At 70.5% G+C, this 13,825-nt stretch carries 14 protein-coding genes; 7 read left to right on the top strand and 7 right to left on the bottom strand.

Going from position 1 to position 13,825, the window contains the following annotated elements; genetic code table 11:
- Positions 1–337 precede the first annotated feature (337 nt).
- Positions 338–493 carry a DUF6131 family protein gene (locus ACFWQG_RS08720; protein WP_378507195.1) on the top strand — a complete coding sequence of 52 codons (156 nt, stop codon included), beginning with the start codon at positions 338–340 and terminating at the stop codon, positions 491–493.
- Positions 494–526: 33 nt separating this feature from the next.
- Here ACFWQG_RS08720 and ACFWQG_RS08725 read toward each other — a convergent pair whose 3' ends face one another.
- Both ACFWQG_RS08725 and ACFWQG_RS08730 read right to left on the bottom strand, forming a co-directional pair.
- Positions 527–730: a hypothetical protein gene (locus ACFWQG_RS08725; protein ID WP_378507196.1), complete on the bottom strand. Its 204-nt coding sequence runs from the start codon at positions 728–730 to the stop codon at positions 527–529.
- Between the two features lie 212 nt (positions 731–942).
- Entirely contained in the window at positions 943–1,188 is a 246-nt protein-coding gene (locus ACFWQG_RS08730; protein WP_378507197.1) for a CsbD family protein, read from the bottom strand.
- A gap of 157 nt (positions 1,189–1,345) precedes the next feature.
- Here ACFWQG_RS08730 and ACFWQG_RS08735 point away from each other — a divergent pair, with 157 nt between their 5' ends.
- The 3 genes from ACFWQG_RS08735 to ACFWQG_RS08745 all read left to right on the top strand — a co-directional run bounded on the left by ACFWQG_RS08735 (position 1,346) and on the right by ACFWQG_RS08745 (position 4,662).
- Positions 1,346–2,308: a TIGR03557 family F420-dependent LLM class oxidoreductase gene (locus tag ACFWQG_RS08735; RefSeq protein WP_378507198.1), complete on the top strand. Its 963-nt coding sequence runs from the start codon at positions 1,346–1,348 to the stop codon at positions 2,306–2,308.
- Positions 2,309–2,330: 22 nt separating this feature from the next.
- The gene (locus ACFWQG_RS08740) at positions 2,331–4,127 is read left to right on the top strand and encodes a glycoside hydrolase family 15 protein (protein ID WP_378507199.1); all 1,797 of its coding nucleotides are present in this window, start codon (positions 2,331–2,333) and stop codon (positions 4,125–4,127) included.
- Positions 4,128–4,203: 76 nt separating this feature from the next.
- Entirely contained in the window at positions 4,204–4,662 is a 459-nt protein-coding gene (locus ACFWQG_RS08745) for a cupredoxin domain-containing protein (protein WP_378507200.1), read from the top strand.
- A gap of 28 nt (positions 4,663–4,690) precedes the next feature.
- Here the strand turns inward: ACFWQG_RS08745 and ACFWQG_RS08750 are convergent, their stop codons facing one another.
- Both ACFWQG_RS08750 and ACFWQG_RS08755 read right to left on the bottom strand, forming a co-directional pair.
- Complete coding sequence (locus tag ACFWQG_RS08750; protein WP_378507201.1) at positions 4,691–6,808, bottom strand: catalase; 2,118 nt, start codon at positions 6,806–6,808, stop codon at positions 4,691–4,693.
- Between the two features lie 67 nt (positions 6,809–6,875).
- Positions 6,876–7,403, bottom strand: coding sequence for a DUF6328 family protein (locus ACFWQG_RS08755; protein ID WP_378507202.1), 528 nt, complete (start codon positions 7,401–7,403; stop codon positions 6,876–6,878).
- Positions 7,404–8,396: 993 nt separating this feature from the next.
- Between ACFWQG_RS08755 and ACFWQG_RS08760 the strand changes: the two genes are divergently transcribed.
- Together ACFWQG_RS08760 and ACFWQG_RS08765 are read left to right on the top strand one after the other, a co-directional pair.
- Positions 8,397–8,774 carry a hypothetical protein gene (locus ACFWQG_RS08760; protein ID WP_378507203.1) on the top strand — a complete coding sequence of 126 codons (378 nt, stop codon included), beginning with the start codon at positions 8,397–8,399 and terminating at the stop codon, positions 8,772–8,774.
- Complete coding sequence (locus tag ACFWQG_RS08765; protein ID WP_378507204.1) at positions 8,771–9,337, top strand: zeta toxin family protein; 567 nt, start codon at positions 8,771–8,773, stop codon at positions 9,335–9,337. Before ACFWQG_RS08760 ends, ACFWQG_RS08765 begins: the two co-directional genes overlap by 4 nt.
- A gap of 423 nt (positions 9,338–9,760) precedes the next feature.
- Here ACFWQG_RS08765 and ACFWQG_RS08770 read toward each other — a convergent pair whose 3' ends face one another.
- Positions 9,761–10,276 carry a hypothetical protein gene (locus ACFWQG_RS08770; RefSeq protein ID WP_378507205.1) on the bottom strand — a complete coding sequence of 172 codons (516 nt, stop codon included), beginning with the start codon at positions 10,274–10,276 and terminating at the stop codon, positions 9,761–9,763.
- A 237-nt stretch (positions 10,277–10,513) separates the two neighbouring features.
- On the opposite strand from ACFWQG_RS08770, the gene ACFWQG_RS08775 reads away from it, so the two are divergent.
- The gene (locus tag ACFWQG_RS08775; RefSeq protein WP_378507206.1) at positions 10,514–11,533 is read left to right on the top strand and encodes a tyrosine-type recombinase/integrase; all 1,020 of its coding nucleotides are present in this window, start codon (positions 10,514–10,516) and stop codon (positions 11,531–11,533) included.
- Here ACFWQG_RS08775 and ACFWQG_RS08780 read toward each other — a convergent pair whose 3' ends face one another.
- Entirely contained in the window at positions 11,534–12,133 is a 600-nt protein-coding gene (locus ACFWQG_RS08780; RefSeq protein WP_378507207.1) for a hypothetical protein, read from the bottom strand.
- A gap of 227 nt (positions 12,134–12,360) precedes the next feature.
- Positions 12,361–13,710 carry an NADP-specific glutamate dehydrogenase gene (gene gdhA / locus ACFWQG_RS08785; protein ID WP_378507208.1) on the bottom strand — a complete coding sequence of 450 codons (1,350 nt, stop codon included), beginning with the start codon at positions 13,708–13,710 and terminating at the stop codon, positions 12,361–12,363.
- Between the last annotated feature and the right edge of the window lie 115 nt (positions 13,711–13,825).

Here is a 13,825-nt window from a genome sequence, read left to right on the forward strand (position 1 = left end):
CACCACCGTCCGGTCGTCGCGATCGGCCCCGGGACCGGCGGCGGCGCAGGGGGAATCGGATCGGGACCGGGCCCGGGGACCGGGGCGGGCCTCGGGGGCATCGGCCCCGGCGGATCGGGATCTGGTTCCGGACCGGGAATCGGCGCGGGCGGCACCGGCGGCGGGGGCGGCTGGGGCGGGGGCGGCTGCGACATCGTGCCGGGATCTGCTGGCCCATCGAATCTGCTCATGCCTGCAGTGATGCCCGCGGTCGGCCGACCCAAACATGTTTCCCGAGCCGACGGTCCGGGCATTCCGCCAGGACCGAACACCCCTACATTCCGATCAGGAGACGATCATGATCATCCTCGGGCTCATCCTGCTGATCGTCGGCTTCGTGTTCGACATCCCGATCCTGTGGACCATCGGGATCGTTCTCGTGGTGATCGGCCTCATCCTGTGGCTGCTGGGCAGGGCCGGTCACGCTGTCGGCGGCCGCGCCCACTACTACTGACCAAGGACCGCCGACCGAGCCGCGCCAGCAACGTCACGAACTCGGCTGGGGAACGGAACAATCCGCAATCTTCGGGTTCACCCCGACATAGTTCAGCGGTCCAGCGACCACGGTGAGGGCGATGGTCCCCGCGGTCGCGCAGTCGGTTGCGGCGTCATTGCTGTAGTAGCCGCGTTGCCCCGCCGCGACCGCGCCGATGACGAGCCAGATCAGCGCGATCAGGATGACGATCCTCATGGCTCCTCCACGTTCTCGTGGCCGAGCAGCATCGGTACGCGGGCCGAATCACGCCACGGTCGGCGGCGGCGGCCCGCCGCGGCGCAGCACGGCCTCCCACCACGGCGTCAGCGGGCTAGGATCCGGCCACACGACGACCGGATCATCGTCACCCGCCGCAGGCCTCGGCTGCGATGTCGGCGCCTGGCGGCCCTGACGGCCCCCGCGACGCCTCATCGGTCCTGCTCGGCGCGCTGCCGTGCCTCCTGTGCCCGTTCCTCCGCCCGGGCCTTCTCCGCCGCGGTTTCCTTCTCCGCAACCTCCCGCTGGGCATCGGCCTTGTCCTGCTGGGCCTGCCCCTCCCGGGTCATGTCATCGTTTCCGGTGACCGCGCCGAGCGCTTCCTTGGCCTTGCCCTTGACCCCCTCGACGACACCCTTCACGCCTTCCGCGGGTCCCGACCTGTTGTTGTCCGCCATCGTGGACACCTCCTGTGCTTCGTGTGGACCGGTACCGAACGAGACTTCCCCGGCGGCAGACCGGATAAACCCCGCGGACGACGACCGCCGTGTGCCGGGACGGCGTCCTGGGTAGTCACAGGGGAGCGGCACCGACACCGGCATCAGGGAGGTCACCATGGACGTCGGATACAAGCTGTTCGCTGAGGGCCACGCACCGCCGGAACTGGTGCGGCAGGCCATCCGCGCCGAGGACGCCGGCTTCGACTTCGTCGAGATCAGCGACCACTTCCACCCGTGGCTCGACGTCCACGGCCATTCCGGCTTCGCCTGGTCCATCCTCGCCGCCATCGGCGCCAGCACCGACCGCATCGGCCTGGCGACCGGGGTGACCTGCCCGTTCCTGCGCTACCACCCCGCGGTCATCGCGCAGGCCGCCGCGACAACGGCGGTCCTGACGGACGGCAGATTCGTGCTCGGTGTCGGGACCGGGGAACGCCTCAACGAACACGTCGTCGGCCGCGGCTGGCCGCCGATCGACGTCCGCCAGGACATGCTGCGGGAGTCCATCGAGATCATCCGGCTGCTGTGGTCGGGCGGCTTCCACTCCTACCGCGGACGATTCCTGAACCTGGACGACGGGCGCGTGTTCGACCTGCCCCCAACGCCGCCACCGATCGTGGTCGCGGCCGGCGGCGGGGGATCGGCACGCCTCGCCGCCTCGGCAGGCGACGGCCTGTTCACCACCGAACCCGACCCGGACCTGGTCGACGGCTACACCCGCGCAGGCGGAACCGGACCCCGGTACGCGGAGGTGTCCCTGTCCTGGGCGCCCACCGAATCCGGGGCAGCCGAATCCGCGCGCACCCTGTTCCGGTTCGGGGCGCTCGGCTGGCCCGTCCAGGCGGAACTGCCCACCCTGTCCGGCTTCGACTCCGCCTCCCGCTTCGTCACGGCCGACGACATGCGGTCCTCGTTCGGCTGCGGCCCCGACGTCGACGCCCATCTCGCCGCGGTCCGGCGCTACATCGACGCGGGATTCGACCACCTCGTGCTCACCAATGCGGGACCGGACCCCGACGGCTTCCTCGACTTCTACGCCCGCGAACTCGGACCGGCGATTCGCGAACTCGGCAGCTAACGCGGCAGGGGAGGGCACGGCGGTGGCATCGCGGCGAACGGCGAGAGCGGGACCGGTCGACCTGGGGCGCGCACCGTTCGCGCCCCAGGTGCTGCGGGAGTACGCGCTGCTCGCCGACGGCGAACGCGGCGTACTGATCGGGCCGCAGGGCGAGTGCGTGTGGATGTGCCTGCCGCGCTGGGAATCCGGCGCGGTGTTCGCGTCGCTGATCGGCGGCGCTGGCGGCTATGCGGTCACACCGCTGACCCGCTTCGTCTGGGGCGGCTGGTACGAGACCGGGTCGCTGATCTGGCACAGCCGCTGGGTGACCGACGAGGGCATCATCGAATGCCGCGAGGCGCTCGCCTACCCGGGGGACCCGCACACCGCCGTCCTGCTGCGCCGGGTGATCGCGGTACGCGGCGCCGCCCGGGTCCGGGCCACACTCGAGGTGCGCGCGGACTACGGGTCCCGCCGGATGTCCCGGGTGCAGGCAACGGACGGGGTGTGGACCGCCCACTCCGGCGCCGTGCACCTGCGGTGGACCGGCGCACCGCGCGCCACCCGCACGGGCACCGGCCCCCTCGACACCACGATCACCGTGCCGGAGGGCGCCGTGCACGACCTTGTCCTCGAACTGTCCGACCGCACCCTCGGGCCGCCGACCCCCGCCGACGAACTGTGGCAGCAGACCGAACACCAGTGGTCCCGGGTCGTTCCCGACGCAGCCGGGTCGATCGCCGCCCGCGACGCGCAGCACGCACACGCCGTGCTCCGCGGCCTCACCCCCGCCTCCGGCGGCACGGTCGCCGCGGCGACAATGTCGCTGCCGGAGCGGGCCGAGCAGGGCCGCAACTACGACTACCGGTACGCCTGGATCCGGGACGAGTGCTACGTGGGGCAGGCCGCGGCGGCATCCGGCGGCGACGCCCTCCTCGACCGCACCGTCGCGTTCGTCGCCGAACGCCTCCTCGCCGACGGCCCCCACCTGCAACCGGCATACACCGCCAGCGGCGCCCGCGTGCCGGACGAGACCGAACTCCCGCTGCCCGGCTACCCCGGCGGCGGCGCCCGCACCGGAAACTGGGTCAACGGGCAGTTCCAACTCGACACCTTCGGGGAGGCGTTGCTGCTGTTCGGCGCCGCCGGGAGACGCGACCGGCTCGACAGCACCCACCTGCGCGCCGTCGGGCAGGCCGTCACCGCGATCGAGCAGCGGTGGGCGCAACCCGACGCGGGCATCTGGGAACTCGGCGACGCGCGCTGGGCGCATTCACGCCTGATGTGCGCGGCGGGCCTGCGCGGGGTCGCGGGCATCGCGTCCCGCACCGACGCCAGCCGCTGGACCGCGCTCGCCGACGCGATCGTCGCCGATACCGCCGCGACGTGCACCCACCCCTCCGGCCGATGGCAGCGCGCGAACAACGACACCCGCGTCGACTGCGCACTGCTGCTGGCCGCGATCCGCGGCGCCGTCCCGGAGGACGATCCGCGCACCGTCGCCACCTACGAGGCGGTGCGCGCCGAACTCGGCAGCGACGGCTACGTGTACCGCTTCCGGCAGGACGCGCGCCCCCTCGCCGCCGCGGAGGGCGCGTTCCTGCTGTGCGGGTTCCTGATGGCCCTCGCCGCCCACCAGCAGGGACACCCGGTCGAGGCGATGCGGTGGTTCGAACGCAACCGCGCCGCCTGCGGCCCGCCCGGCCTGTTCACCGAGGAGTACGACGTGGACCAACGTCAGCTGCGCGGCAACCTGCCGCAGGCGTTCGTGCACGCCGCCCTGCTCGAATCGTCGGTGCGGCTCGCGCAGCCCTGGACGACGGTGCGGCACTGGCGATGACTCCGGCCGCCGAGGTGTGCCGCCCGCCCGCTACGGGTAGTCCCACCCCGTGCGACGAACCCAGGAGGAGGACGGCATGACCAGAACACGCACCGTCATCGGCGCCGTTGCCGCCGCCGCGATGGCAGCGGCGCTGAGCGCGGGATGCGATTCGGCGGACGGCCCGACCACGCCGGAGGCACCGGTGGTGACACCGGGACACGAGATGCACGACGGCGACGACGACATTCCACCCGGCGACCTCGACGACGACGGCCCGGCATCGACGACCGGCACCGTCCCCGCGGACCAGACCGTGTCCATCGAGAGCCACGCATTCGTGCCCCCCGTGCTCACCGTCCGCCCGGGCGGCGAGGTCACGGTCGGTAACCGGGACGACGTCGAGCATTCCGTCACCTCGGACACCGCCGGATACTTCGACGAGGACGTCGACGGCCGCTCCAACGCCGACTTCACCGCCCCATCGACACCGGGAAGCTACCCGTTCCACTGCACCTACCATCCGGAGATGCGGGGCACCCTGATCGTGCAGTGACACCGCTCGCGGCCGGTCCGCCAGGCAGTCAGGCGCCGGTGAACCGGTCCCACGCGCGGTGCCGGGACAGCGCGTCGGCGAACCGCTCCACCAACTCGGCCGGGAGTTCCTCGGCAGCAGCCCCGGAGGTCACCACGCCGTGCTCGGCGACGACCCCGACATCCTCGGCGAGCGGTTCGCTCACCTCCGCCCGGCGCAGCAGCTCCATCCCGGCCCCGAACGCCGCGATCGGCTTCGCGTGCAGGTACGCCTCGCGGACGAACCGCACCGCGTCCGGGTCGTCGACGAGTGTCGCCACCGCCGTCGGCCCGCACGGCGCGACCACCGCGTCATAGAGCACCGAGTTCATCGTCGCGATCGCACGGTCGGCGCGCAGCGCACCCCCGGACCCGCCAGCGAACTCCGCCTCGGCGGGTCCGAGCACCTCGGTGACCGCCCCCCGGTCGTGCAGCGCCGCGCGCAGCGCCCGCACCCCGACCACGTCCACGCCGTCGGCGGCGAGAATCGCGACCCGCCTCGTCTCGATCCCGGCCGGCTCCTGCCCGGCCTGGGACAGCGCGGGGGAGCGGACGCTGGTGTCGAACAGCAGGTCGTGATCCGGTGCCGCGGACCCGATCAGCGGCGCGACCCGGGCCGCCAGATCGTGATCGATCAGGTTGAGTTCGGCGAGCACCGCCACCCGGACGTCGGCGTCCCGGACCTTGCCAAGCTCGAAGCCAAACGCCGACACGATGTGGTCGCGCTCCACCCCCGACATGCTGTTCCAGAACAGCCGCGGCTGACCGTAGTGGTCGCGGAACTTCTCGGCGCGCACCCGCAGCTTCGGGCCGTCGACGCGCGCACGGCAGTGGGTGAAGGCGCCGTCCGCCGCCAGCGCGGGGCATCCGCCGCCGAGCGTGTTCGTCGAGTAGGCGGTCCGCCCCATCGGGATCCGCTGCTGCCCGTACCCGTCCTGCTGATTGGTCACCACGTCCGCGACCGGGCGGTTCACCGGCAACTGCGCGAAGTTCGGGCCGCCGAGCCGGATCAGCTGAGTGTCGAGGTAGCTGAAGTTGCGGGCCTGCAGCAGCGGGTCGTCGGTGAAGTCGATGCCCGGCACGATGTTCGCGGTGTGAAAGGCGACCTGTTCGGTTTCGGCGAAGAAGTTGTCCGGGTTCCGGTCGAGGACCATCACCCCGACCGGCTGCACCGGCACCTCCTCCTCGGGGACGAGTTTCGTCGCATCGAGCAGGTCGAAGTCGAAGGTGTGCTCGTCCGCCTCCGGGATCAGCTGAACGCCGAGTTCCCACCGCGGATACCCACCCGCCTCGATGGCCTCCCACAGGTCGCGTCGGTTGAAATCCGGGTCGCGGCCCGCGATCTGCTGACACTCGTCCCAGACAAGCGAATGGGTTCCCAGCAGCGGCCGCCAGTGGAATTTGACGAAGGTGCCGCGACCGTCGGCGTCGACAAGGCGGAAGGTGTGTACCCCGAAGCCCTGCATCATCCGGTAGCTGCGCGGGATCGCCCGGTCCGACATCAGCCACATCACCGCGTGCAGCGTCTCGGGCTGGGCTCCGACGAAGTCCCAGAACGTGTCGTGCGCGGACTGCGCCTGCGGGATCTCGTTGTCCGGCTCGGGTTTCACCGCGTGGATCAGGTCGGGGAACTTGATGCCGTCCTGGATGAAGAAGACCGGAAAGTTGTTGCCCACCAGGTCGTGATTGCCCTGCCTGGTGTAGAACTTCGTCGCGAACCCGCGGACGTCCCGGACGGTGTCCGCGGAGCCCCGCGACCCGGCGACCGTGGAGAAGCGCACGAACACCGGCGTCCGCACGTCCGGGTCGGTGAGGAACTCGGCGCGCGTGTACTGGGCCAACCGGTCGTCGTACGGCGCGAAGTGCCCGTAGGCGCCCGCGCCACGGGCATGCACAACCCGCTCCGGTATCCGCTCATGATCGAAATGGGTGAGCTTCTCGCGGAAGTGGAAGTCCTCCAACAGGGTCGGTCCCCGTTCACCCGCGGTGAGCGAATCATCCGTCTGGTCGACGAGGATCGCCTGCTGGGTGGTCAGCCGGGTGTCGCGGCGGTCCAGCCGTGACGGCTCGAGCTGTTCATTCTTCGGGTCGCGCACCGGATCCCGGTCGCGGGGCGATGTGTCCGCCATCGAGCGCACCTCCTGTGTGCTGTCGTGTGACAGCGGACATGCCCCACGGCCGGGCACCGCAAACCCGTCAGGACCGCCTGCGCAACCACCACGGCCAGATCAACCCGACGAAGGCGAACAGCGACGCCACCGCAGCCCCCGCCACCACGCCCCACGCCACGTTCAGCACCACCCCGACGGTGAGGATCACCACGCAGGTCAGCGCGAGCCCGAGCAGCACCACCCCGGCGAGCGCGCATCGATGCGCTGCCGCGACCAGGGGTTGCAGCTTGTGCTGGCGGAACAGGATCCGGTGCATGCCGACCGGAGCGGCCAGCAGCACCGTCGATGCCACCGCCGACAGCACCGCCGCCAGGTACACGCCCCGCTCGAAGTCGGAGAGTCGGTCGAACGTGGATTGGAAGGGGAGGATCAGCAGGAATCCCGTCAGCAACTGCACCCCGGTCTGGGTGACCCGCAACTCCTGCAACAGGCTCGCCCAGTTCCGGTCGAGCTGCTCGGTGGGCGTCTCGTTCCGCGCCGCCCGATCCCAGCCGCCGTCCCGCTCGGGGTGATCGACCGGCGCGCCAGCCGCATCCGCGGACCCTGCACTCATCGCACTTCCCATCACACCACCGGCCAGTGCCCGGTGTGGCTACCTACCGATTACCCGCCCGCGCGGTCCCGCAAACCCGCATCGGGCGCGAACCCGGGCGGTGGGCCGGCCGGAACATCGCGGCGTCCAAAGACAACGCGCGACCCGGCCTGCGGGCCCGCCACCAATCATTCCGTCACAGTGACGTATTGCGTAGGGCCCGGGAGCCGAGGGGGAAGACCCGGGCCGGCGTTAGCGCAGCGGTTCGGCGACCAACCGGCCAGCAGCGCACCGATGCGACGGAACCAACCAAGACCCGGCGTCCACCGATACGCGCGACGCCGGACCGGCCGGCGCGGGACCCCGACGAACCCGGGCACGCCACCCAAGCGGCGACGCCGGACGACGCGCACGCAGACATGGATGCGGCGGACACGGACACGACAGCCGGATGCCGACGGGCCGAACACCCCGATTATCACCGCAGGTCGGCGCCCACCCGATAAGGAACATTATGTCAGATTGCGGGCGGAGGGGTGTCCCCGTGGAGGCCTGCACCCTCGGATCCCGAACCCGACCGGGCACCCGCACGTCCCGGCACACTCCGCCAGGACCGCGCGGCGGGCCCGCACCTCCGCTCGAGGCAGGCCGGCACGGGTTCGACGGTGACGATCCGGCGCGCGGGCGCGCAACTCGGATCAGCGCTGCGGCGCGCGATGGTCGGTTCGCGCGCACGTATCGACCCACGCGCCGTGTGGCACGCGCTCGCAAGGCGCTGCGGGCGCCGATCCTCCCCGACGGCGGCGCCGACCCCCTTCCCACTTTCATGGATAATTGCGGTTATCCACGAAAACCGTTGGAGCGCCCTGGAATCGCGCGCATGTTGTTGCCCCGCACGCAACCGCCGCGCACGCCGCCCTGCTCAACCGCACTCCCTGCCCGGACCCGCCCGGACCCTGTAGCAGATTGCTACACTGGAGCTCGGAGCGTGGCACATCGTCCCAAGGAGGAGCCATGACGAGCGTCGTCGACAAGGTGACCAGGTTTTCATCGGAACTCGTCGACGCGGCCGCGTCCGAGGGTGAGCGGGAGAACCGATCCGCGCGTCAACAGCTCGAACACTGGGCACGAGTGGGCCGCGAGGTGTCGAACCAGCGGCAGGTGGCCCGCCGCCGGGTCGAGGCCGCCCTCGCTGGCAGGCTGCCGCTGAGCGAACTGTCCGACGAGGAGGGCGTGGTCTTCAACGCCGAGGTCGCCGCGGCGCTCGAGGAATCGCTCGCCACCGGAAACCACGTCGCCGATCGCGCCGCGCAGGGCCGAGCCACGATCGCGCTCGACAACGAGGGCCGCGTCGTCAAACACCTGCCTGACGGCACCCAGATCATCCTGTGAGACGACTCGACCTCGTCGTCGGCCCCAACGGTGCGGGCAAGTCGACGTTCGTCGAGCAACGGCTCGCTCCCCTGCTCCCCGGCAGCGTCTTCGTCAACGCCGACGTCATCGCGAAACAGCGGTGGCCCGATAGCCCCGAGGAGCATTCGTACGAGGCCGCCCGGATTGCCGCGACCATCCGGGACACACTGATCGATCAGGGCGAGTCGTTCATCGCCGAGACCGTGTTCTCGCACCCGTCGAAACTGGACCTGATCGACCGGGCCCACCGCGGCGGGTACGTGCTTGCCCTGCACGTGGTCCTCGTCCCGGTCGACCTGTCCGTCGCCCGCGTCGCCGAGCGGGTCATCGAGGGTGGCCACCGGGTTCCCGAGGACAAGATCCGGGAACGCTTCGCTCGACTGTGGCCGCTGGTCGCCGACGCCATCGGCCGCGCCGATCACGCCACCGTGTACGACAACTCCGCCCCCGACCTCACCCGGATCGTGGCCCGCTACGTCGACGGCGACCCGGTCGGCGACACCGCCTGGCCCGCCTGGACACCGGCCGACCTGACCGGTTGACCAGCTCCGCCGTCGTCAACGTCCGGGTCCGCGGGGTGAATCAACGACACGGCCCTGAACACCGCCACCTCGTTCGTGGTGCCGTTCGACTACTCCCCCGATCCCGACCACGACCGACGCCGCGAGCAGTACGTGCGCCTTCGGCTCGCAACCCTCGCGGCCGAACGCGACGCACTGATCGGTGCCCGCTCACGCGGCGTGCACCGCTCGCAGACCCTTACCGCCGCGCAGCGGCGCCTCGACCTCAAGGAACCTCGCCTGCAGCTCGTCAGCGACAGGTCGGGTCACTGGGCCCACCCCACCCGTCAGGGTGGGGTGGGAACGCGAGGCGGAAGGTTCTACCGGAACCGACCCGATTGCCGATAAGCTGCGTTATGACATTATTGCCGGGGAGTCGGCCGCGTCATTCGTCGTCACCGCAGGTCAGAGCGCCCTTGCGCGGGCCGAGAGCGCCCGGTACTCGGCTCGACGGTGCGCGATGTGCGAGTCGACACGCATGTGGTCCCGCATCGTGGGGATCGCGATCGTGTCGTCGACGGCGATCCCCCGCCGGGCTAGCCATGCCTGCACCTCACCCCAGAGCCACGTCTGCCCGAGGGTGAGGTTGAACGGCAGCGGGAACGGATCGCCCTGGTGGCGTTGCCCGTTCACCCACAGCGCGACGGCCTGCCGGGTACAGCCGGCGCGCCGCGCGATCAGCCTGCGGTCCACGAGATCCGGCTGGGTGCGTTCGACGTCGACCCCCAGCTCGCTGAGCCGGACGACGAGGTCGATGCCTGCGGCGTACCCGCGGGTCCCCTCCCCCGTCGCGGTAACGACCTGCAACTGCCCATGATCGTCGATGCCGGCGCCCAGCCCGTCCCGCACCCGGTCCTCGACGTGCGGCGCGATCACCCCGGTGACAAACGAGTAGCGAAACCGGTGTGGGCCCTGATCCATTCGACGATCGTACTGTTGACGTCCGTCAACAGGGTCAGATCGGCGGCGGCACGATCCGGACACGGCGCGGGCGCGACGGCACCGAGAATCCGTTGCGCAGTGCCGCTTCCGCGAGCGGCACCGGATCGGGGTCGTGCGGCCAGTCCGCAGGCCCGAACAACCCGACGGCGTTCGCCGCACCACCCGTAGTGAACCGCCCCTCGTCACCCTACCGCCCCATCCGGCACAATCGAACACATGCCCGAATCTCTGCACGACTGGTTCGAGGAGTTCCTCGTCTACCGCAGCACGGCCAAGCCGTCGCCCAACACCCTGCGGGCCTATCGGCAGGACTTCCGGACGGTTGCCGACTCCCTCGCCACGGGTCGCGGCGTCCCGCCCGAGCGACTCACGCCCGCCGTCATCGACAAGGCGGCGATGCGGGTCGCCTTCGCCGACTACGCCGACAGTCGCCAGCCCGCGTCGATCCGGCGCTGCTGGTCGACCTGGAACATGCTGTGCGACTTCCTCTTCGCCGCCGACGTGATCGTCGCCAACCCGATGTCGTCGGTGCTGCGCCCCCGGGCGCCGAAGACGGTGCCGAAGGCCTTCCACGCGGACGCCGTCGAGCGGCTCGTCACCACACTGCAGGCACCCGACGAGGGCACCCGGGCATGGCCCGAGCGTGACCTGGCGCTGATCCTGACCGGGCTGCTGACGGGCCTGCGGTCCGCCGAGCTGATCGCCATCGACCTCGGAGATCTGCGGGACGCGGCGGACCGGGGAAAGGTCATCCACGTCCACGGCAAGGGCAACAAGCAGCGGGTGGTCACGGTCGAGCCGGTGGTCGTCGACGTGCTCGGCGACTACCTGGACAGCCGCGCCACCCGCTTCCCCGGCACCGCGCGCAGGCGTGCGGATGTCGGCCCGTGGGAGCGGTTCGCCGCAACGGACCCGATGTTCGTCGGCCGGGACGGCACCCGGATCACGCGGGGCACGCTCCAGTACCGCGTGGAGCGGGCGTACCGCCGAGCGGGCATCAACGGCGATCGCGCGAAGGGCGCCCTGGTGCACCAGCTCCGGCACACCTTCGCCACCGCCATGGCGGACCAGAACGTGAGCGTCTACACCCTGATGAGGATGCTCGGGCACGAATCCATGACCACGACCCAGCGGTACACGTCGGGTGCGGGCACCGAGGTGCGCGGCGCCGCCGCCCTCAACCCGGCGTACGACCTCGTGAGTCGGCGGGCCGGGAGGGGTGGCCCGGGGGCCTGATCAGGGCAGCGAGTTGAGGAACTCGAACATCGCGGGCTGGAAGTCCGGGTTGGCGTTGATGACGCCGGTGACCGCACCGACCGTGCCGCCGATCGCGGCGCCGAGGGGGCAGCCGACGAACAGGAACAGCACGCAGCCGACGACGAGGCCGATCGCGAGACCGGTATTGGCCTGCAACTGCCCGCCGTTGAGCCAGCCCTTCTCCCACTCGGTGACCATGTTCTGGTAGGCCGTCTGGCTGTAGGCGGGTTGGACGCTGACCGGGGGCAGCTGTGGGGTGAGGGTGAGCTCGCGGCCGCCCTGGCCGATGCTCGCCGCGATCGGCACGCGGGCATCGCCCATGCCGTAGGCGAGTGGGACGCTGGTGAGCGGGGTGCCCGCGTCGTTGACGACGTCGACGGCCGTTCCGCCTGCCGCGAGCCGGAAGGCTCCGGAGTCGAGAACCGTCGCGATCGAGCGACCGTCGGGCAGTACCGAGGTCTCGTAGCCGACGTCGGCGGCACCCTGCGTCGGGACCTCGCTGGCATAGGAGTTGCCAGCGCCGACACCCATCGCCGCAACCAGGGCCACGGACAGCACCGTGGCCTTCGTGAGTTTCATGGTGGGGCTCCTTCTCCGAGATCTCGGTGCCCTGCGCGGACACCGATGGCGGGAGACGGCCCGAACGGTTCGTAGGCCGTCAGGAACACCCACTAGAATAGAGGGCCAACGGCCTCGCGTCTGCCCTATTCGGGCAGGTAAAGCGCATTTTGACCGTGATGGACACCCTGACGGACACCGAAGGCGCCGGGCAGATGCCCGGCGCCTTCGGCGTGTGGTGCGACGGTCTAGATGACGCCCATGGCGAACATCGCGTCGGCGACCTTGACGAAGCCGGCGATGTTGGCGCCGAGGACGTAGTCCCCGGGCTTGCCGTACTCGGTGGCGGTGGTGACACACCGGTCGTGGATGTCGCGCATGATCATCGACAGCCGCTCGTCGGTGTACTCGAAGCTCCAGGAGTCGCGGGAGGCGTTCTGCTGCATCTCCAGCGCCGAGGTGGCGACGCCACCGGCGTTGGCGGCCTTGCCCGGGGCGAAGGCGACGCCCGCGTCCCGGAACAGGGCGATGCCCTGCGGGGTGGTGGGCATGTTGGCGCCCTCGGCGACAACCTTGACGCCGTTGGCGACCAGGGTCTTCGCGGCGGCTTCGTCGAGCTCGTTCTGGGTGGCGCAGGGCATCGCCACGTCACACGGGACGTCCCAGATGTTGCCGTCGGCGACGAACCGGGCGCCGGGGCGGGCGCCGGCGTACTCGCTGATCCGGCCGCGCCGGACCTCCTTGATCTCCTTGAGCAGCTCGAGGTCGATGCCGTTGTCGTCGACGATGTAGCCGGACGAGTCGGAGCAGGCGACGGCGGTGCCGCCGAGCTGGTGCACCTTCTCGATCGCGTAGATCGCGACGTTGCCGGATCCGGAGACCACGACGCGGCGGCCCTCGAGGCTGGTGCCCGCGGTCTTGAGCATCTCGGCGACGAAGTAGGCGCAGCCGTAGCCGGTGGCCTCCTTGCGGACCATCGAGCCGCCCCAGGTCAGCCCCTTGCCGGTGAGCACACCGGACTCGTAGGAGTTGTTGAGCCGCTTGTACTGGCCGAACAGGTAGCCGATCTCGCGGCCGCCGACGCCGATGTCACCGGCGGGGACGTCGGTGTACTCGCCGATGTGCCGCTGCAGCTCCGTCATGAACGACTGGCAGAAGCGCATGATCTCGCCCTCGGACCGGCCCTTGGGGTCGAAGTCGGAGCCGCCCTTGCCGCCGCCGATGGGCAGACCGGTGAGGGAGTTCTTGAAGATCTGCTCGAAGCCGAGGAACTTCACGATGCCGAGGTTGACGCTCGGGTGGAAGCGCAGGCCGCCCTTGTAGGGGCCGAGGGCGCTGTTGTACTGCACCCGGAAACCGCGGTTGACGTGCACCTGGCCGTTGTCGTCCTGCCACGGCACACGGAAAATGATCTGCCGCTCGGGCTCGCAGAGGCGCTCGATCAGCGCGCCGTCGGCGTAGTTGGGGTGCCGTTCGAGCACAACGGTGAGCGACTCGAAGACCTCGGCGACGGCCTGATGGAACTCCGGCTCGCCTGCGTTGCGGCGCACGACCTGCTCAAAGTACTGGTCGACACGCTCACGGACCTGCCCACTCACAGACAGTCCTCCTCACTGTTCGGTTTGGATCACATGTCCGCACCCGGTCGGCGACCACGCTGTCGGCAACCCACTTCCGCACCGGCCGGCGACCACGCTGTCGACAACCACATTT

It is taken from the genome of Rhodococcus sp. NPDC058532 (assembly GCF_042719255.1).
GTDB lineage: Bacteria > Actinomycetota > Actinomycetes > Mycobacteriales > Mycobacteriaceae > Rhodococcus_G.